Consider the following 17,203-nt stretch of genomic DNA (forward strand, 5'->3'; position numbering starts at 1 on the left):
GACGGTCAGACCAGTCCTGCCTCGCGGAAGAGCGCCATCACGTCCCGCTCGGGCCGCGCGCCGAAATGCGAAATCACTTCCGCCGCCGCAATGCATCCCATGCGGCCCGATACCTCCAGGCTCGCACCCGTGGCATATCCGTACAGGAACCCGGCGGCGAACTGATCGCCCGCGCCGGTGGCGTCCACCGGCACGATCTCGTCCACCGGCACCTCGACCAGTTCGTCTCCACGCACCAGCACCACGTCATGGCCCGACCGCGTGCACACCACCATGCCGGCATCGGCCGCCGCCTGTTCCAGCGCGCTGCTCAGGTCCGTCTGGTAGAGCGATTCCCATTCATGGGAATTGCCGATCACGTAATCCAGCTCTTTCACAAGCTTGCGGAAATCATCCCGGTGCCGGTCCACGCAAAAGGGATCACTCAGCGCGATACCTGCCTTGCCGCCCCCCGCGCGGCAGGCCCGCGCCGCGGCCAGGAAAGCCTCTTTGCCCTTGTCCTTGTCGTAAAGATACCCCTCGAGGAACAGGAGCTCGGCCTGACCGGCCACCGCATCGTCCACGTCTTCGGGCCCCAGCTCGGCCGAGATGCCCAGGTAGGTGTTCATCGACCGTTCGCCATCGGGGCTGACAAAGATCATCGAGCGCGAGGTCGGCAGTTCACCCCCTGCCACCGGCGGGTTAACGAAATCGGTGCCGTCCTCGGCCATCTCAGCGGCATAGAACCTGCCCAGCGCGTCATCATGCACCCGACCGATGAACGCGGTCGAAAGCCCCAGGCTGCCAAGGCCGGCCAGCGTGTTGGCCACCGAGCCCCCCGGCGCCTGGGTTCGGTTCTGCATCTGCTCATAAAGGAACTCGCCGCGGTCCTGTTCGACCAGTTGCATGACGCCCTTGTCGATAGCCATGCGCGACAGGAACCCGTCGTCACACTGCGAAATCACGTCGACAATGGCGTTGCCGATGCCGACCACCTGGTATTTGCTCACAGGGTCTTCTCCTCGAATTGGCACAGATCACGGATCAGGCAGGCCGCGCATTTCGGCTTGCGGGCAACGCAGGTATAGCGCCCGTGCAGGATCAGCCAGTGATGCGCATGCTGCTGAAAATCGACCGGAATATTGTCCTCGATGGCGCGCTCAACGGCCACCACGTCCTTGCCCGGGCAGATGCCGGTGCGGTTGCCGACGCGGAAAATATGGGTGTCCACCGCCTGCGCCGGATAATGCCACCACATGTTCAGCACCACGTTCGCCGTCTTGCGCCCCACCCCGGGCAACGCCTGCAGGGCCGCGCGGCTGTTGGGCACCTCGCCGCCGTATTCGTCGACCAGGATCTTGGCCATCTTGATCACGTTCTTGGCCTTGTTGCGGTAAAGCCCGATCGTCTTGATATGCTCGATCAGCCCTTCTTCGCCCAGCGCCAGCATCTTCTCAGGGGTGTCCGCGATCTTGAACAACTCCCGCGTCGCCTTGTTCACCCCCGCATCGGTCGCCTGCGCACTCAGCGCAACCGCCACCACCAGCGTATAGACATTCACATGCTCCAGCTCGCCTTTCGGCTCGGGTTCCGAGGCATGAAAGCGTGAAAAAATCTCGCGGATCGTATGATAATCAAGTTGCCTGGCCATGCCGCCTTATCCCTGCAAGTGTCCCGGAGAGCAAGCCATCAGAACCTCGCCAGCGTCTCGCGCGTGAACCTGGCATAACCGTCCTCTTCATGCATCAGATGCGCCTTCATCAGGCGGTTCATCTCGGGCAGGCGAAAAAACGGCACCGCCGGGTGAACGTGATGTTCGGTATGATAGGGCATGTTCCACGCCAGGAACCGCACCACGGCGTTGGTATAGGTGGTGCGCGTATTGTCGAACATGTTGACCACCCGCGGACAGCGCCCATGTTCGGCCAGAAGGTAAAGCCGCAGGAAAGGCTGGCCCAGCAGCACCGGCAAAATCCAGACCCAGAACAGCAGCGGGATCACGACAAGGCTCACCGCCGCTGCGGCGTAAACCGCCAACATGATCCGTGCCTCGCGCGCGATCCGCGGCAGCACCCTTGGCGGAAGATAGTCCGCCTTAGCCCGGTCCATTGCATTCACGATCAATTGCCGCGCCATCGCGCCCCAGTACGGCAGACCCGAGACATGCCACAGCCACGGCCCTAACGCGTCCAGCTTGCGGTCATCCGGGCCCAGCTCAGGATCCTTCCCGGGGATATTCGTGTAGCGGTGATGCGCCAGGTGGAAATAGCGAAACCACTCGAACGGAAGCAGCAAAAGCACACCGCAAATGCGACCCACCCATTCGTTCAGCATTTCATTGGCAAACGGCGTCTTGTGCGTGGCTTCGTGCTCAAGGGTGAACAGGAAAACGATCAAAACCCCCTGTACCGGGATCAGCACCCACCACAACGGCCAGCCTGCTGCAATCCAGGCCCCAACAAGAATGATCAACCCGCCATGCGCCGCCAGATGCCGCAGGCCAGGGCCGTCGCTGCGGCGGGTCAGCGTCTTTGCCGTCTCGTCCGGCAGGGATTTCAGAAAGCTCCTGTGATCCATGTTCCGAACGAACCTGTTGCGACGCACCCGGTCAACCGCCAATGCGCAAAATCCGGGTCGCACGGATCGCCAGCCGGCCCTATTGTCGCCCCAACCGGAGGACAACCGATGAATGCCGAGCCGCAGAACAGCTACCACTACCACGTCATGCGTCGCGCGCTCGATCTGATCGACGCGGCCGAGGCGCCGCTCTCACTCGAAGATCTGGCCGGGCAGATGGACATGAGCCCGGCGCATTTCCAGCGGCTCTTTTCCCAATGGGTCGGCGTCTCGCCCAAAAGGTACCAGCAATACCTGCAACTGGGTCAGGCCAAACGCATGCTGGCCGAAAACATGACAACGCTGCAGGTCTCGCACTCCCTCGGCCTGTCGGGTTCGGGCCGCCTGCACGACCTCTTCATCCGATGGGAGGCGATGAGCCCCGGCGAATTCGCGCGCCGTGGCGACGGGCTCGAGGTCTTCTGGGGCTGGTTCGACAGCCCCTTCGATCTCGCCCTCGTCATGGGCACGGCAAAAGGCATCTGCGGGCTGGCCTTTGCCGCCGAAACCGGAACCGAGGCAGCGATGCAGGACATGCTCTCGCGCTGGCCCAAGGCCACCTTCACCGAAGATCCGATGCGTCTGAAGCCGCTGGTCGATGCGGCCTTCGCTCAAAAGGGTGAAACCGCGCTGCACCTGATCGGCGCGCCCTTCCAGATCAAGGTCTGGGAGGCGCTCCTGCAAATCCCCAGCGGCGAAGTCACCACCTATTCCGAGATCGCCAATGCCATCGGAAGCCCCCGCGCGGTGCGCGCCGTCGGCACCGCCGTGGGGCGCAACCCGGTCAGCTGGCTCATCCCCTGCCACCGCGCCCTGCGCAAGTCCGGCGCGCTCGGCGGGTATCACTGGGGTCTGCCCGTGAAACGCGCCCTTCTGGCCTGGGAAGGCGCCCGCGCCGACGCCACCACGTAAATACCGGCGAAAATGCGCGAAATGCCGCCGATTTCCCCTCGATCCGCGCTTGGGGGATCGGACCGGCTTGGCTATATTCAGGGCTGAGCCGCGGGGGAAGCGGCACCACTACGAGGCAGACAGAATGAAACGAGCAAACAAGATTGTCCTGGCGCTGGCCGCCGGGTCCCTTCTGACAACCACCGCCTGCACCGATCCGGGCTATATCGGCGCAGATGATCCCGACCGCAACACCAAGCAGGGCGCGCTTCTGGGCGCGGGCGTGGGGGCCGCGATCGGCGCAATCACGGCTGGCGGCAACAACCGCGCCAAGGGCGCGATGACCGGCGCCGTCATGGGCGCCGCCGCCGGCGTTATCGGCGGCTCGATCCTCGACCGCCAGGAACGCGACCTGCGCAATGCCGTCGGCAATGACGTGGCGATCAACAACACTGGCGACCGCCTGATCGTGACCCTGCCGCAGGACATCCTCTTCGCCACCGACAGCGCAACGCTGCGCCCTGACCTGGTGCGCGATCTCCGCGCCGTCGCCGGCAACCTCAACGCCTATCCCAACTCCACCGTGCAGGTGCTTGGCCACACCGACAACGTGGGCGACGCCGGTTACAACCAGGATCTCTCCTACCGCCGCGCCGATGCGGTTTCGCAGGTGCTGATGTCCGAAGGCGTCGCGCCGGGCCGCGTCCAGTCCATCGGCCGGGGCGAGGATCAACCGATCGCCTCCAACCTCACGCCCGAGGGGCGCCAACAGAACCGCCGGGTGGAAATCGTGATCCTGCCCAGCGCCTGATCACATCCGCAATCCCTTCAAGGCCCCGTCGCTCCGGCGGGGCCTTTCATTTGCGCACAGTGCCCGTGCACATCCCTGCCTTGCCTCGCCATGCTCCGCCGCTTATCTCGGGTGAAACCCAACAGCGAGGGGCAAAAGACATGACCAAACCCGTTCTTCTCGGCATCTGCGGTGCATTGCGCACCGATTCGACCAACCGCAAGCTCCTGCACGAGGCCGCCCGCCTTTTCGGCGATGCCGAGTATGTCGATGCCGACCTGAACCTGCCCCTCTACAATGGTGATGATGAAGATGCCCACGGCATCCCCGCCGCGGTTCAGACGCTCTCCGACCAGATCGCGGCGGCCGATGCGGTCATCATCTCGACACCGGAATACAACAAGGGCCTGACCGGGGTGCTGAAAAACGGGCTCGATTGGATCAGCCGCACCAAGGGCAACCCCTGGAAAGGCAAACCCGTCGCCACCATGTCCGCCGCTGCCGGTCGTGCGGGCGGTGAACGCGCGCAGGTCATGCTGCGCACCTGCCTCACGCCGTTCCGCCCGAACCTTCTGCTGGGCCCGGAAATCGCCGTCCATGACAGCACCAACCAGTTCGATGAAAACGGCCACCTGACGGGTGAGCTTTACGAGAAAAACCTCGGTATCCTGATGCGCGATCTGCGCGCCCAGCTTGTCGATTGGGAGCACGGCTGAACCGGCCGTAGGGTGGGGTTTCACCCCACCCGCCCCTACAAAACCCGGATCACGTCCTTGTCGATGGCCAGGAAATATCCCCGCCGCGCGACGTTCTTGACCAAAAGCTCGCTGACCAGTTGGTTTCCCAGCGTATCGCGCAGCCGCTTCACTCGCGTAGCACCCGCCGCCTCGTCGCAATCGGCCTCCCTGCGCCCCGAAATCATCGCCTCGATCTGGGTGCCGGTCAGCAGGTCGTCATCCATCCGCGCCTCGGCCAGTATGCTCAGCGTCTCCATCGCCGCATCGGTCAGCTTGAAACCCAGGTTGTTAAGGTAAACTGTGTTTTCCTCGCGGCTGATCAACAGCGAATTCACCTGGATCCCGGCCCGTTCAATCTGCGCCATCCGCCGGTTCATCGCCACCAGCATCACCAGGAACACCAGCGCCGCGATCAGAAGCGCGGTGGCAAAGACCAGCAACACGAAAATCACCATCCGATAACTGGTCAGCGTTTCGGAAAACGCCGTGCCGGACAGCGCCAGGATCTCCAGCAACTTGATCTCGGCATCCGAGGTCAGCGCATCGTTCTCCACAAAGATCCGTTCCACCCGCGCGTTGAACGCGTTCGCATCGGGCAGCGACAGGAACAGGAACACCGCCGTTACGGCCAGGATCGCCACGATACCTATGACCCCGAACATCACCACGCGGCCACCCGTTCGGCGGGCGTCGGTCACGGCATTGGGCAAATCGTTAACGGCGTCCTCGGCCATGCTCACTCTTTCCTGATTGACAAGACCTTGAGCAGCGTCAGCCCGTCTTTGGCAAGTTTCTTCTGCAGCCGCGCGCTCGCGTCTGCGGTGCTGCAATCGCCGCCTACCTGTGCCGTGCCATAGAACAGTTCAAGCGGGTTGTCCCGCTTGGCCTTGTATTCGACGATGCAGGCGGCCTGCGCACCCGCGGCGGCAAGCGTCAGGCCAAGGGCCAGTGTTGTGATGCGTGATATCCGTTTCATGGCCCAGACACTGCGCGAGACTCTGCCGTTATTCAATATCCATGGGCCGGTCCCCGCCGTGTTATTCGATAACAGCGCGCTGTTATTGCCTGTCTGCCGACCGGCTGGCCAGGTTGGTCTCATCACCGCCACGGGCAGATGCCCCGGCACCGATCGAAACCGAACCGAACCAGACAGGAAAGGACCAGTCCCATGTCGCGCAAGTTCATCGCAACCATCGTCGCAGGCGCCATCGCCATCACCGGGTTTTCCACCGCGCAGGCCCAGGCCGGCGATCGCGATCTCGTCCGCTTTCTCGCCGGGGCCACCGCGCTGGTGATCATCGGCAAGGCGCTGTCGGATCATGACGATCGCCACAAGCCCAAGGTCATCACCCGCGGCAACGGCCATCACGGCTACATCACCCATCGCCACCACAGCCACGGCAAACTGCACCGCCATCGCGTCGGCGAACCCGCGCGCCACCACGCGCCCAAGGCTCAGAAACGCCACAAGAAGCGCGAGATGCACCGCGAGGTGCGCCGCGAAGCCCGCCGTGAGGCCCGCCGCGAAGTGCGCCGCCAGCACTCCCACGTTCAGCCGCGCCCGCTGCCCGATCGCGTGCGCCGCTATGAACGCCGCCACCTGAACCGCTGAGTGAGCAGTCCACCCGGGCCATGCCCCACGGCCCAGGTGGTTCAAGGGACCGGGGGAGGGGCTTGTCTCCTCCCCCGGCTTCCTGTTTCAAGGGGGCATGACCAAGCCTGATTTCACCTTCGAACAGGCCGCCATCGCGCGCGGCCTTGCGCGTGTCGCCGGCGTCGACGAAGTCGGCCGTGGCCCCCTGGCCGGCCCTGTGGTCGCCGCCGCCGTCATTCTCGATCCCGCGAATATCCCGCCGGGTCTCAACGATTCCAAGAAACTCACCGCCAAGCGCCGTCAGGCCCTGAGCGACGAGCTTCACGCCACCGCGCAGGTCTCCATCGCCGAGGCCACGGTCGAAGAGATCGACACGCTCAACATCCTGCGCGCCTCGCATCTCGCGATGACCCGGGCCATCGCCGGCCTGCCCGCGCCGCCCGATCACTGCCTGATCGACGGCAATCTCATCCCCCGCGACCTGACCCTTTCCAGCGAGGCCGTGATCAAGGGTGATGCCCGCTCGCTGTCGATCGCGGCGGCCTCGATTGTGGCAAAAATCAGGCGGGATTATGTCATGTGGGATTTGGCGCAACAGTTCCCCGGCTACGGCTGGGAAACCAACGCCGGTTACCCGTCAAAAAGCCACAGACTGGCGCTCCAAAATATCGGGGTCACCCCACACCATAGACGCTCGTTCAAACCGGTGCACAATATATTGTATCAACAAAAAAATGTAAGTGACTGATTCAAAAAAGAAATTGACGACGAATCGCCTCTGACTCATCTTTGAGGGCAACAACTGAGCGCACAGAACCGCGCCGGGACAGAGGCAGAAAATGACGAAGACAAAGACGGAAAAGGGCGCCAAGGCGCTCCCTCTCAACACGATTCTCGACGGCGATTGCATCGAGGCGATGAACGCATTGCCCGCGAACTCCATCGACCTCATCTTCGCCGACCCGCCCTATAACCTCCAGCTCAAGGGCGAGCTTCACCGCCCCGACAATTCCAAGGTCGACGCCGTCGACGATCACTGGGATCAGTTCGACAGCTTCAAGGTCTATGACAAGTTCACCCGCGACTGGCTCAAGGCCGCGCGCCGCCTCTTGAAACCCAACGGCGCGATCTGGGTGATCGGCTCTTATCACAACGTGTTCCGCATGGGCGCCGAGCTTCAGAACCAGGGTTACTGGATCCTCAATGACGTGGTCTGGCGCAAATCGAACCCGATGCCGAATTTCCGCGGCAAGCGTTTTACCAACGCCCATGAAACCCTGATCTGGGCATCGAAATCCGAAGGCGCGAAATACACCTTTAACTACGAAGCGCTGAAAGCGCTGAACGAAGGCGTGCAGATGCGCTCGGACTGGGTGATCCCGATCTGCAATGGCGGCGAGCGCCTCAAGGATGAAAAGGGCGACAAGGCCCACCCGACGCAAAAGCCCGAGGCCCTTCTGCACCGTGTTCTCGTCGGCACCACCAACCCGGGTGACGTGATCCTCGATCCGTTCTTCGGCACCGGCACCACCGGCGCCGTGGCCAAGATGCTGGGCCGCGATTTCATCGGCATCGAACGCGAAGAGGCCTATCGCAAGGTGGCCGAGAAGCGGCTGTCGAAGATCCGCAAGTTCGACCGCGCCGCGCTTGAGGTCACCGCCTCGAAACGGTCTGAGCCGCGCGTGCCCTTCGGCCAGCTCGTCGAACGCGGCATGCTGCGCCCGGGCGAAGAGCTCTACTCGATCAACGGCCGGCACAAGGCCAAGGTCCGCGCCGACGGCACGCTCATTGGCGACGACATCAAGGGATCGATCCACCAGGTCGGCGCCCATCTCGAAGGCGCGCCCAGCTGCAATGGCTGGACCTACTGGTGCATCAAGAAAGACGGCAAGCAGGTCCCGATCGATATCTTCCGTCAGCAGATCCGCGCAGAGATGCGGAACTGACACATACCTCGAACACCGCCGGTGCCTGTGGCCTGACACATGGCACTTCAACTGCCCCGCCCTCACCGGCGGGGCATTTTTTCAGCGCCGCTCACCCAGCCCTTGCGCGCTGGTCTCGCGAGGCTGGCCATCAGGCCAGACAAGCTTTCATTCCGGCATCGGGTTGGTCGCCTTGTTATAGGCCTTCCAGTCGGTGATCTCGGGGTAGTACATCTCGCGCCATTTCCGCACCCGCGGGTTCATCACCTTGCGCCACAGCGGCGGCACCATCGCCAGCATGGTCATCACCGGATAGCCATAGGGCAGTTGCGGCGCCTGCGCCTCGCTATAGTTCTGCAATAGCGGGAACCGCCGGTCGGGCCTGTAATGATGGTCCGAATGGCGCTGCAGGTTGATCAGCAACCAGTTCGATGCCCTGTGCGCCGCGTTCCAGCTATGCTGCGGCTTCACATGCTCGTATTTACCGTCGCCCAGGTATTTGCGGGTCAGCCCGTAATGTTCGACATAGTTCACGATCTCCAGCTGCCAGATCGCCGTGCCGGCCTGCAGGATGAACAGCAACAGCCCCTCCCATCCGCCGATGATCAGCGCCAGCACCAGCATCCCGCCCTGCAGCGCCCAATAGCGCCAGAACGGGTTGCTGCCATCGGTCCAGGGCAGGTCCTTCTTGGCCAGCTTTTCCTGCTCCGCGCGGAACGCCGATTTCAGCGATCCGATCAGCACGCGCGGATAGAACCGGTGGAACCCCTCGTTATAGCGCGCCGTGACCGGGTCGCGCGGCGTGCCGACATAACGGTGATGCACCAGCAGGTGCTCGCTGCGGAAATGTGAATACAGTACCATCGCCAGCAGGATATCGCCCAGCCACCGCTCGAAATTGATCTTCTGATGCATCAGCTCATGGGAATAGTTGATGCCCACCGTCCCGGTAATCACGCCCACGCCGAAAAACAGCACGATGGTTTCCAGCGCGTTCAGATGCGCGTCCCCCGGCCCGGTCACGTACCAGATCAGGCCAAAGAGCGTAAGGAACTGCAGCGGCACCCAGGCCTTGGTGATCACCGTGTACCACGCCAATTGGTCGTCGCCGGTTTCCAGATCGGCGTTTTCCAGGTTCAGGCCCAGCACCGCATCCAGCGCGGAAAACAGGTACCACGTCGCCACCGGCAGCAGGATCACGGTCCAGCCGCCATAGATCGCCCCGATCCAGGCAATCGGGATCAGCAACAGCGACATCCAGAAGGGCAGGGCGTTTTGCGGGCGGGAAATCTCTTCTGCGGAAATCATGGGCAACTTTCCAAAATAACAGACCCACACCTTGCGGTGTATATCCACTACGTATTCTCGAATGCGCCTAAAGCAAGGTCAACCTTCTCCTCGGCTTCGGTTCGGGCGACGGGAAGATCACGCAACCTGGCGGGGGCAAATCTTGCAGGTGCCTTGCGCGCGGCGTCTCGCGGTCAAGCGGGTATGGAAACCCAGATCCCGGTGTTCAAAGATGCAGCAACGACCGTTAGCACCCAGCCACCAGAATGCGCCTGTTCCCTGCGTCGGTCCATCCTAGGCCGCTTGCCATCGTCGCCGCAGCCGCAGGGCGATGCCGATGATCAGCATCACCACCCCGACAAGCGCAAGGCTCCACTTCGTTGTCGTCCACAGGTTGGCTCCGGCCGCCATTTCCGGGGTCATTCCATCGGCCCCGGCACGCAACATTGCGGCGACCGCAGCGTTTTCAAGGAAATCCGCCAGCACGTAGGTCAACGATACAGTGCCGATCACCAGACCGGGCAATCCCGGGAACAGCCAGCGATAAAGGAAGAAAAGGACCGCCCCAAGAAGCGGGGGAAAGATATAGTCAAGCCAGAGTTGCGCACCAAGATACAAGGCCGCTCCCTCGTCACCGATCGCGGCGACAAAGGCCTGTGCCTCGTCAAAGGAATACCCTGTGAAGCGCATGTCCAGTAGGCGCAACCCGCCGGACAGTTCTTCGATCCTTGGAACTGTCCAAAGATTCATGCTCGACCAGGACGCCAGCATCGCGGCGAGTAGAAACCAGAATATCCGTGGCATCGCATGCTTCTCCTTGATTGCATTCCGTTCGGGCAACCTCTATCCGCCCAAGAACGGCAACCAGGACCCACCCGGCAATTCAGCCGGCATCACAGTCAAACCAGGGCTCAAACCACGGCCTTCGCGCAAGAGGCCACGCCCCCGGTTGCTCCGACGGCAAGTTGGCGAACTGCCGTTTCGTCATATCGCTCGTACCCGGGCTTAAACGGGCCTGTCGTTACCGCCTGCGCCCGTGCGTCTCATCTCGCGCTCAGTCAATGCATCGATCATCGAATGTCGTTCACCGACAAGAAAGACGCCTGCACCATGAAGTACAACCGCGAGCCCCCAACCCGCCAGTGGCCAGACGAACCAGATGTGTCCGGGCGATGTAAGAAGGTCAATGATCACCAGAGTCGTCATGACGACAAGATAAACGGCGGCATGAACGATGAACCCATACTTGGCTTCGGCGCGCGCTCTGGCGGTTTCGTATTCGACTTGCTGTTGCATTAATGTTTTCTCCAAATTTCCGGCTTCAATGGATGAAAACGTATCACTAGGCGGGATCATTTCGTATGACTGATGTCAATTTCGATTGCCGGAGGGGCCTGGCATCCGGCCACTTGCATCCGGGCCCTATCCATCCCGCCCCCGGCGCCAATGCGACCGAAATCGCGTGCTGATCGTGTGGCGGCACATGTCGCGACCCACCGCATTCCCGTCCCAAGCCCCTGTTCACTCGAACCGGCCTTGCGCAAGATCGAAAACCTTGCGCATCACCGTCGGCAGGTCCGAGGGGCGGAAATCGTGCCGCGCCACGAAGATCCCCGGTCCCGGATCCGTATCCTGTGGCAAATCCGCGATGCGCACACCTAGGCGCAGGTGGAAATGGGTGAATGTGTGGCGCGCCTCGGCCCCGATATCGCGCCAATCCGCCGCCACGGGCGGCGCTTCCTGCGCCACCTCACCCCACTCGGCCCCGGGCCAGCCCAGCATCCCGCCCAACAGCCCCTTTTCAGGCCGCCGCTCCAACAACCACGCGCCATCCGCGCGCCGCCCGACATACGCGATACCGTTGCGCACGGGCTTTGGCTTCTTCGGCTCCTTTGCCGGCAACCCCTCCGCCGTGCCCGCCTTGCGCGCCGTGCAATGGCCCATCCAGGGGCAGATGCCGCAGGCCGGGTTCTTGGGCGTGCACACCGTCGCGCCCAGGTCCATCACCGCCTGGGCATAGTCCCCGGGCCGCGTTTCGGGCGTGATCAGAGCCGCTTTTTCCGTCAATTCCGGCTTGGCGCGCGGCAAGGGCGTCGTCACCTCGAAGAGCCGCGCCATCACCCGCTCTACGTTGCCGTCGACCACCACCTCGGGTCGGTCAAAGGCAATCGCCGCGATCGCCGCCCCGGTATAGGGCCCGATCCCCGGCAGCTTCATCAGCTCTTCGCGCGTCTCGGGAAAACCGCCCATGTCCGCCACTACCCGCGCGCATTTCAGCAGGTTCCGGGCACGGGCGTAATATCCCAGCCCCGCCCATTCGCCCATCACGTCCTCGTCGCGCGCCGCGGCCAGCGCCTCCACCGTGGGCCACAGTGTCGTGAACCGTTCGAAATAGGATTTCACCGCCGCCACGGTGGTCTGCTGCAGCATCACCTCGCTCAGCCACACGCGATAGGGGTCGGGCCGCGCCCCGCTGCCCGGCGGCACCCGCCACGGCAGATCGCGCGCATGAACATCATACCACGCCAAAAGCTCTCCGGCCCTGTCACGCAAGTTTTATGGCTCCCGCCCCGATAAACCCTGTTCGCCCCCCTCTCCTGCCACTAAATTGGCCCGGAACCAAGGGAGGCAACGATCGCCCGGCGCGACGCACCATATGGCAAGGGGTTTACCCGCGCATCCACGCTCTTGCGGGCCGATATCCGCAAGGCGGGCGAATCGCGCGGCTTCGCCGTGTCCCGCATCCTCACCCACTGGGCCGAAATCGCGGGCGAGGACATCGCCGCCATTTCCCGCCCGGTCGAGGTCTCCTATGGTCGCGGCGGTTTCGGTGCCACGCTCTCGCTTCTCACCACCGGGGCGCAGGCGCCACTTCTGGAAATGCAGAAGGAAAAGATCCGCGACCGCGTCAATGCCGCCTACGGCTACAACGCCATCGCCCGCGTGCGCGTGACCCAGACCCATGCCACCGGTTTCGCCGAAGGGCAGGTCAGCTTCGAACACCGCCCGAAGAAACCCACGGCACCCGCGCCCGATCCCGCCACCCTCCGTGCCGCCCGGGAAACGGCGGGCCAGGTTGCCGACGACGGCCTGCGCCACGCGCTTGAAACCCTCGGGCAAAACGTCCTATCCAGATCGAAACGCCAGAAAGGGCCAACCGAATGATCCATTTCCGCACCCTCGCCGCCGCGCTTCTTGCCGTGCTTGCATGGCAGGCCCCCGCCATCGCCGAGAGCCAGGCCGAAGCCCCCACCGAGGGCGAAGCCTCGACCGAGATCGTCGAGATGGCCCTCGGTAACCCCGAGGCCTCGGTAACCCTGATCGAATACGCCTCCTTCACCTGCTCGCACTGCGCCAACTTTCACGGCAGCCAGTTCAAGAAGCTCAAGGCCGAGTATATCGACACCGGCAAGATCCACTTCATCTACCGCGATGTCTATTTCGACCGTATCGGCCTCTGGGCCGCGATGCTGGCCCGCTGCGAAAGCCCGCGCTTCTTCGGCGTCAGCGGCTTGCTTTACGAAAAGCAGGGCGAATGGCTCAACTCGCGCGATCCGGTCCAGATCGCCGACAACCTGCGCAAGCTGGGCAAGGTTGCCGGCCTCGCAGATGACCGGATCGAGGCCTGCCTGTCGGACGCCGACAAGGCCACCGCGCTCGTCGCCTGGTTCGAAGAAAACCGCGAAGCCGACGGCATCGATTCCACGCCCAGCCTGGTGATCAACGGGACGAAGTATACCAACATGGCCTACTCCGATCTCAAAGCCCTCATCGACAAGGAGCTCGGCGCGGAATGACGGCACCACTGGCCGGCCTCAAGGTCGTCGAACTCGCCCGTATCCTGGCCGGCCCCTGGGCCGGTCAGACGCTTTCCGACCTCGGCGCCGAGGTCATCAAGGTCGAAGCGCCCCAGGGTGACGACACCCGCCAGTGGGGCCCGCCCTTCATCGAACGCGATGGCGACAAGACCGCCGCCTATTTCCACTCCTGCAACCGCGGCAAGGCCAGCATCACGGTCGATTTCCGCGATCCCGCCGATCTCGACCGGCTCAAGGCGCTCATCCAGGATGCAGATATCCTGATCGAGAATTTCAAGGTCGGCGGACTGGCGAAATACGGGCTCGACTATGAGACCGTGAAAGACCTCAACCCGCGGCTCATCTACTGCTCGATCACCGGCTTCGGGCAGGATGGCCCCTATGCCCACCGCGCGGGCTATGACTACATCATTCAGGGCATGTCAGGCTTCATGTCGATCACCGGCGATCCCGATGGCCAGCCCCAGCGCGCCGGCGTCGCCATCACCGATCTCTTCACCGGGCTCTATTCGGTCGCCGGCATCCTCGCCGCGTTGCACCAGCGCTCGGTCACGGGCCGGGGGCAACATGTCGATATGGCGCTTCTCGATTGCGCCGTCGCCGCGATGGCCAACCAGTCGCTCAACTACCTCGCCACCGGCACGCCGCCGGGGCGTACGGGCAACTACCACCCGAACCTGACGCCCTACCAGGTGTTCGACTGTTCCGATGGTTACATCATCATCGCCACCGGCAACGATGCCCAGTATCAGCGGCTGTGCAAACTTCTCGGCCTCGACTGGATGGCCGAGCATCCGAAGTTCCTGAAAAACGCCGACCGGGTCGAAAACCGCCCCGAGATGATCGACAACCTGATGGCCGAAACCCGCAAATGGACCAAGGCCGATCTCTTGCAGGGTTGCGAGGATCAGGGCATTCCCGCCGGTCCCATCAACGACATGTCCGAGGTCTTTGCCGATCCGCAGGTGCAGGCCCGCGGCATGCAGGTTTCGCTCGATGGCGTGCCGGGCGTGCGCGCGCCGTTCAAGTTCTCGGATGCCGAGCTGGCGCTGCACCGCCCCAGCCCGAAACTGGGCGAAGACAACAGCTAGGCATCGCGCGGTGCGTTTACCGAAAGAGTTAACGCTTTGCGAATTTTTTGACGGCAGCCGGATGTCAGCCGGGCGGTGCACGCATGTCACCCCCCTGAATCGCGGGGATTTCGGGCCGTTTACCGTCCGGGACGGCGGGGTAAGGCATCGATAAGATCGTCCAGCGCCGACCAGTCCTCGATCTGCAAACGCACCGGCAGGGTCAGCACCTTTGCGCGATATTCCATCGGCAGTCTCACGGCGTCCTTTTCCGTTGTCACCAGCTGCGCCCCCAGCGCATTGGCCCGCGCCTCCAGCCGGCTCAGCAGCGCACTGGTCAGCGGCTGGTGATCATCTAGCGCCCTTGTCTCGACCAGCTCCGCGCCAAGCCCCTGCAATGTCGCGAAAAACTTCTCCGGATGGCCGATCCCGGCAAAGGCGAGGTAGCGTTGCCCGGTCCAGTCCATGCCCATCTGCAAGGTCTCAAGGCTGCCCTTCAGATGCGGCACCGAAATCGCCTTGCCCCATTGCGCGGCAAAGCTTTCCTGCGCTGCCTCCGGCCCGATGGAAATCACCGCGTCGGCGCGCTTCATGCCCGTGCCCACCGGCTCGCGCAGCGGCCCCGCGGGCAGGCAGCGGCCATTGCCAAACCCCTTGGCGGCATCGACAACGATCAGGGAAATATCCTTGCGGATCATAGGGTTCTGAAAACCGTCATCCAGCAACACCAGGTCCGCGCCGGCATCCCTTGCCGCACGGGCCCCGGCAACCCGGTCCTTGGCCACCCATGTCGGCACGAAGGCTGCCAGCAACAGCGGCTCATCCCCCGTCTCGCTGGCCTTGTGCCGTCGCTCGTTCACCCGCTCCGGCCCCTCGATCGACCCGCCATAGCCGGTCGAGACGACATGCGGCTTCAACCCCTTTTCCTGCAGCCTTTGCGCCAGTGCAATTACCGTCGGCGTCTTGCCCGTGCCGCCGGCATTCAGGTTGCCCACGCAGATCACCGGCACCCCGGGATCGTCGGGCCCATTCCGGCGTAGCCTGCGCGCCGTGGCCCAGGCATAAAGCCACCCGAACGGCGCCAGCAGTCGCGCCTGCAAGGCAGGCTGGTCCGGTGGGGTAAACCAATATCCCGGCGCCCGCATCAGCCCGCCTCCATCACGTCCAGCGTGTCCTGCACCAGATCGACGATCCGGTCCGTTGCCTCCGCCCCCTGCGAAGCCACCTCCCAGCCGGCCGCCGCCATCTGTGCCACCCGGTCCGGTGCCGTCAGTTGCTGCAACGCGGCCGACAAGGTCTCGGAATCTTTCACAATTCTGGCCGCGCCCGCCGTGGCAAGCCGCGAGTAAGCCGACAGGTAGCGCCCCACATTCGGACCATACAGAATCGCCGAGCCCAGTGCCGCGGGCTCGAACGGATCACGCCCGCCATGGCCGGATTTCAGCGAACTGGCCATGAACGTCACCGGCGCAAGCCGGTACCAAAGCCCCATCTCGCCTCGCGTATCGGCCAGCAGGACCTGCGTTGCCTCGTCCGGCATTTCACCTTCGGACCATACCGCCAGGTTAAAACCCTTGGCGCGGATTCTCCTGGCCATCCGGGCACCCTCGGTTTCGTCATCCGGCACCAGGATCAGAAGCTGCCTGTGTGCCATGCGGCTCGACAGCCTGTGCGCCTCGAGAATGTCATCCAGTTCCTCGGGTTGCACCATGGCCGCCAGCCACACCGGACGCCCGGCCAGCGACTGGGCAAGGTCCTCGCGTTCCTCTTCGTTGCAGGCCAGCGCCATACCGCCTTCCTGCAGCGGCCCGGTCACGGTGATTTCTTCCTCGGGAACGCCCAACCGCCGCAGAATCTGCGCCGCTGTTCCCGACCGCGCGAAAACCGCGCTGAACGCCTCCAGGTTCGATCGCGCGATCTCCGGCAGCCAGCGCTGGTGCGCTGCGTTAAATCCTTCTTCACCTGCGTCGATCAAAAACATCGGCAACTCCCGCCTCTTTGCCACCTCGATCACAGCCGGTCGAAAATAACCGCCGGTCCACAATCCAAGGTCAGGACGCCAATGAGATAGAAATTTTTCACTTTCACCGGTCGTGTCGTCCGGCAACACCTGCCAGATATCCCGCTTGCGCAGATGGTCGGGCGCGGGATCGTTCGACGGTGTCGTCAACAAGAAATGAATCTCGGGTCGCTGAACCCGCAACCGCGCGATCAGTTGCAGCAGCGCGGCCGCCCTTTCGGGCGATGTTGCATGCCCCCAGATCAGATGCCCATCCGGCCGTTCTTGCGGAAACTCGAGCGCCGCTTTCGCACCGCGCCGCGCCAAAGCCAGGTAGGCTGCCAGCGAAATCGACCTGCCGAACGCCCGCACTTAAAGAGCCTTTCCGGCCGGTCGGCGACTGGCTTCTTGCGCGTTTGCAGGGGCTTCCGTCACGGTGCATCTTCCAAACTGGTCCGGTTGCGCCGCCCAACCTAAGCGTTTGCAGGTTGGGGTCA

At 63.3% G+C, this 17,203-nt stretch carries 20 protein-coding genes; 9 read left to right on the top strand and 11 right to left on the bottom strand.

From position 1 onward, the window contains the following. Positions 1-5: 5 nt before the first annotated feature. From E0501_RS17980 to E0501_RS17990, 3 genes are read right to left on the bottom strand one after another with little or no spacing between them, the layout of a single operon-like run. Complete coding sequence (locus tag E0501_RS17980) at positions 6-989, bottom strand: adenosine kinase (RefSeq protein ID WP_137702774.1); 984 nt, start codon at positions 987-989, stop codon at positions 6-8. Next, complete coding sequence (nth, locus tag E0501_RS17985; RefSeq protein ID WP_137702775.1) at positions 986-1,630, bottom strand: endonuclease III; 645 nt, start codon at positions 1,628-1,630, stop codon at positions 986-988. The genes E0501_RS17980 and nth overlap by 4 nt, the downstream gene beginning before the upstream one ends. Before the next feature lie 38 nt (positions 1,631-1,668). Then, positions 1,669-2,556: a fatty acid desaturase gene (locus tag E0501_RS17990; RefSeq protein WP_137702776.1), complete on the bottom strand. Its 888-nt coding sequence runs from the start codon at positions 2,554-2,556 to the stop codon at positions 1,669-1,671. Positions 2,557-2,664: 108 nt separating this feature from the next. Here E0501_RS17990 and E0501_RS17995 point away from each other — a divergent pair, with 108 nt between their 5' ends. The 3 genes from E0501_RS17995 (at position 2,665) to E0501_RS18005 (ending at position 4,992) form a co-directional block, all read left to right on the top strand. Beyond that, on the top strand, positions 2,665-3,507 hold the full coding sequence (locus tag E0501_RS17995; protein ID WP_137702777.1) for a methylated-DNA--[protein]-cysteine S-methyltransferase: 843 nt from the start codon (positions 2,665-2,667) through the stop codon (positions 3,505-3,507). Between the two features lie 124 nt (positions 3,508-3,631). Continuing rightward, positions 3,632-4,297: an OmpA family protein gene (locus E0501_RS18000; RefSeq protein ID WP_137702778.1), complete on the top strand. Its 666-nt coding sequence runs from the start codon at positions 3,632-3,634 to the stop codon at positions 4,295-4,297. A 140-nt stretch (positions 4,298-4,437) separates the two neighbouring features. Further along, complete coding sequence (locus tag E0501_RS18005) at positions 4,438-4,992, top strand: NADPH-dependent FMN reductase (protein ID WP_137702779.1); 555 nt, start codon at positions 4,438-4,440, stop codon at positions 4,990-4,992. Between the two features lie 35 nt (positions 4,993-5,027). On the opposite strand, the gene E0501_RS18010 is transcribed toward E0501_RS18005, so the two are convergent. Together E0501_RS18010 and E0501_RS18015 are read right to left on the bottom strand one after the other, a co-directional pair. Beyond that, positions 5,028-5,747: a hypothetical protein gene (locus E0501_RS18010; RefSeq protein WP_137702780.1), complete on the bottom strand. Its 720-nt coding sequence runs from the start codon at positions 5,745-5,747 to the stop codon at positions 5,028-5,030. Between the two features lie 2 nt (positions 5,748-5,749). Continuing rightward, complete coding sequence (locus E0501_RS18015; RefSeq protein ID WP_137702781.1) at positions 5,750-5,989, bottom strand: hypothetical protein; 240 nt, start codon at positions 5,987-5,989, stop codon at positions 5,750-5,752. A gap of 192 nt (positions 5,990-6,181) precedes the next feature. Between E0501_RS18015 and E0501_RS18020 the strand changes: the two genes are divergently transcribed. The 3 genes from E0501_RS18020 to E0501_RS18030 all read left to right on the top strand — a co-directional run bounded on the left by E0501_RS18020 (position 6,182) and on the right by E0501_RS18030 (position 8,553). Beyond that, positions 6,182-6,625: a hypothetical protein gene (locus E0501_RS18020; protein WP_137702782.1), complete on the top strand. Its 444-nt coding sequence runs from the start codon at positions 6,182-6,184 to the stop codon at positions 6,623-6,625. A gap of 97 nt (positions 6,626-6,722) precedes the next feature. Then, complete coding sequence (locus tag E0501_RS18025; protein WP_137702783.1) at positions 6,723-7,355, top strand: ribonuclease HII; 633 nt, start codon at positions 6,723-6,725, stop codon at positions 7,353-7,355. Positions 7,356-7,446: 91 nt separating this feature from the next. Continuing rightward, entirely contained in the window at positions 7,447-8,553 is a 1,107-nt protein-coding gene (locus E0501_RS18030) for a site-specific DNA-methyltransferase (protein ID WP_137702784.1), read from the top strand. Positions 8,554-8,700: 147 nt separating this feature from the next. On the opposite strand, the gene E0501_RS18035 is transcribed toward E0501_RS18030, so the two are convergent. The 4 genes from E0501_RS18035 to E0501_RS18050 form a co-directional block, all read right to left on the bottom strand. Further along, positions 8,701-9,840 carry an alkane 1-monooxygenase gene (locus tag E0501_RS18035; RefSeq protein WP_137702785.1) on the bottom strand — a complete coding sequence of 380 codons (1,140 nt, stop codon included), beginning with the start codon at positions 9,838-9,840 and terminating at the stop codon, positions 8,701-8,703. 273 nt (positions 9,841-10,113) lie between these two features. Then, positions 10,114-10,659, bottom strand: a complete 546-nt coding sequence (locus E0501_RS18040) for a hypothetical protein (RefSeq protein WP_137702786.1) — start codon at positions 10,657-10,659, stop codon at positions 10,114-10,116. Between the two features lie 165 nt (positions 10,660-10,824). Beyond that, positions 10,825-11,175 (bottom strand): 2TM domain-containing protein, encoded by a 351-nt coding sequence (locus tag E0501_RS18045; RefSeq protein ID WP_137702787.1) that lies wholly within the window; start codon positions 11,173-11,175, stop codon positions 10,825-10,827. 165 nt (positions 11,176-11,340) lie between these two features. Continuing rightward, positions 11,341-12,372: an A/G-specific adenine glycosylase gene (locus tag E0501_RS18050; protein WP_137702788.1), complete on the bottom strand. Its 1,032-nt coding sequence runs from the start codon at positions 12,370-12,372 to the stop codon at positions 11,341-11,343. Between the two features lie 135 nt (positions 12,373-12,507). On the opposite strand from E0501_RS18050, the gene E0501_RS18055 reads away from it, so the two are divergent. Genes E0501_RS18055 through E0501_RS18065 form a run of 3 tightly spaced genes read left to right on the top strand, consistent with a single transcriptional unit; the run spans position 12,508 to position 14,728 of the window. Continuing rightward, on the top strand, positions 12,508-12,984 hold the full coding sequence (locus E0501_RS18055) for a DUF721 domain-containing protein (RefSeq protein ID WP_235857899.1): 477 nt from the start codon (positions 12,508-12,510) through the stop codon (positions 12,982-12,984). Then, complete coding sequence (locus E0501_RS18060; RefSeq protein WP_137702790.1) at positions 12,981-13,616, top strand: DsbA family protein; 636 nt, start codon at positions 12,981-12,983, stop codon at positions 13,614-13,616. The genes E0501_RS18055 and E0501_RS18060 overlap by 4 nt, the downstream gene beginning before the upstream one ends. Then, positions 13,613-14,728, top strand: coding sequence for a CaiB/BaiF CoA transferase family protein (locus E0501_RS18065; RefSeq protein WP_137702791.1), 1,116 nt, complete (start codon positions 13,613-13,615; stop codon positions 14,726-14,728). Before E0501_RS18060 ends, E0501_RS18065 begins: the two co-directional genes overlap by 4 nt. A 119-nt stretch (positions 14,729-14,847) precedes the next feature. Here the strand turns inward: E0501_RS18065 and lpxK are convergent, their stop codons facing one another. After that, entirely contained in the window at positions 14,848-15,852 is a 1,005-nt protein-coding gene (gene lpxK / locus E0501_RS18070) for a tetraacyldisaccharide 4'-kinase (RefSeq protein WP_137702792.1), read from the bottom strand. After that, positions 15,852-17,078, bottom strand: coding sequence for a 3-deoxy-D-manno-octulosonic acid transferase (locus E0501_RS18075; protein ID WP_137702793.1), 1,227 nt, complete (start codon positions 17,076-17,078; stop codon positions 15,852-15,854). The genes lpxK and E0501_RS18075 overlap by 1 nt, the downstream gene beginning before the upstream one ends. Between the last annotated feature and the right edge of the window lie 125 nt (positions 17,079-17,203).

The organism is Marimonas lutisalis, assembly GCF_005434965.1.
In the GTDB taxonomy this organism is placed as follows: domain Bacteria; phylum Pseudomonadota; class Alphaproteobacteria; order Rhodobacterales; family Rhodobacteraceae; genus Marimonas_A; species Marimonas_A lutisalis.

Bases quoted from the DNA above. Each gene is read 5' to 3' on its own strand.
- nth (WP_137702775.1), bottom strand. From the start codon at position 1,630: ATGGCCAGGCAACTTGATTATCATACGATCCGCGAGATTTTTTCACGC.
- E0501_RS17990 (WP_137702776.1), bottom strand. From the start codon at position 2,556: ATGGATCACAGGAGCTTTCTGAAATCCCTGCCGGACGAGACGGCAAAG.
- E0501_RS17995 (WP_137702777.1), top strand. From the start codon at position 2,665: ATGAATGCCGAGCCGCAGAACAGCTACCACTACCACGTCATGCGTCGC.
- E0501_RS18000 (WP_137702778.1), top strand. From the start codon at position 3,632: ATGAAACGAGCAAACAAGATTGTCCTGGCGCTGGCCGCCGGGTCCCTT.
- E0501_RS18005 (WP_137702779.1), top strand. From the start codon at position 4,438: ATGACCAAACCCGTTCTTCTCGGCATCTGCGGTGCATTGCGCACCGAT.
- E0501_RS18010 (WP_137702780.1), bottom strand. From the start codon at position 5,747: ATGGCCGAGGACGCCGTTAACGATTTGCCCAATGCCGTGACCGACGCC.
- E0501_RS18015 (WP_137702781.1), bottom strand. From the start codon at position 5,989: ATGAAACGGATATCACGCATCACAACACTGGCCCTTGGCCTGACGCTT.
- E0501_RS18020 (WP_137702782.1), top strand. From the start codon at position 6,182: ATGTCGCGCAAGTTCATCGCAACCATCGTCGCAGGCGCCATCGCCATC.
- E0501_RS18025 (WP_137702783.1), top strand. From the start codon at position 6,723: ATGACCAAGCCTGATTTCACCTTCGAACAGGCCGCCATCGCGCGCGGC.
- E0501_RS18030 (WP_137702784.1), top strand. From the start codon at position 7,447: ATGACGAAGACAAAGACGGAAAAGGGCGCCAAGGCGCTCCCTCTCAAC.
- E0501_RS18035 (WP_137702785.1), bottom strand. From the start codon at position 9,840: ATGATTTCCGCAGAAGAGATTTCCCGCCCGCAAAACGCCCTGCCCTTC.
- E0501_RS18045 (WP_137702787.1), bottom strand. From the start codon at position 11,175: ATGATCCCGCCTAGTGATACGTTTTCATCCATTGAAGCCGGAAATTTG.
- E0501_RS18060 (WP_137702790.1), top strand. From the start codon at position 12,981: ATGATCCATTTCCGCACCCTCGCCGCCGCGCTTCTTGCCGTGCTTGCA.
- E0501_RS18065 (WP_137702791.1), top strand. From the start codon at position 13,613: ATGACGGCACCACTGGCCGGCCTCAAGGTCGTCGAACTCGCCCGTATC.
- lpxK (WP_137702792.1), bottom strand. From the start codon at position 15,852: ATGCGGGCGCCGGGATATTGGTTTACCCCACCGGACCAGCCTGCCTTG.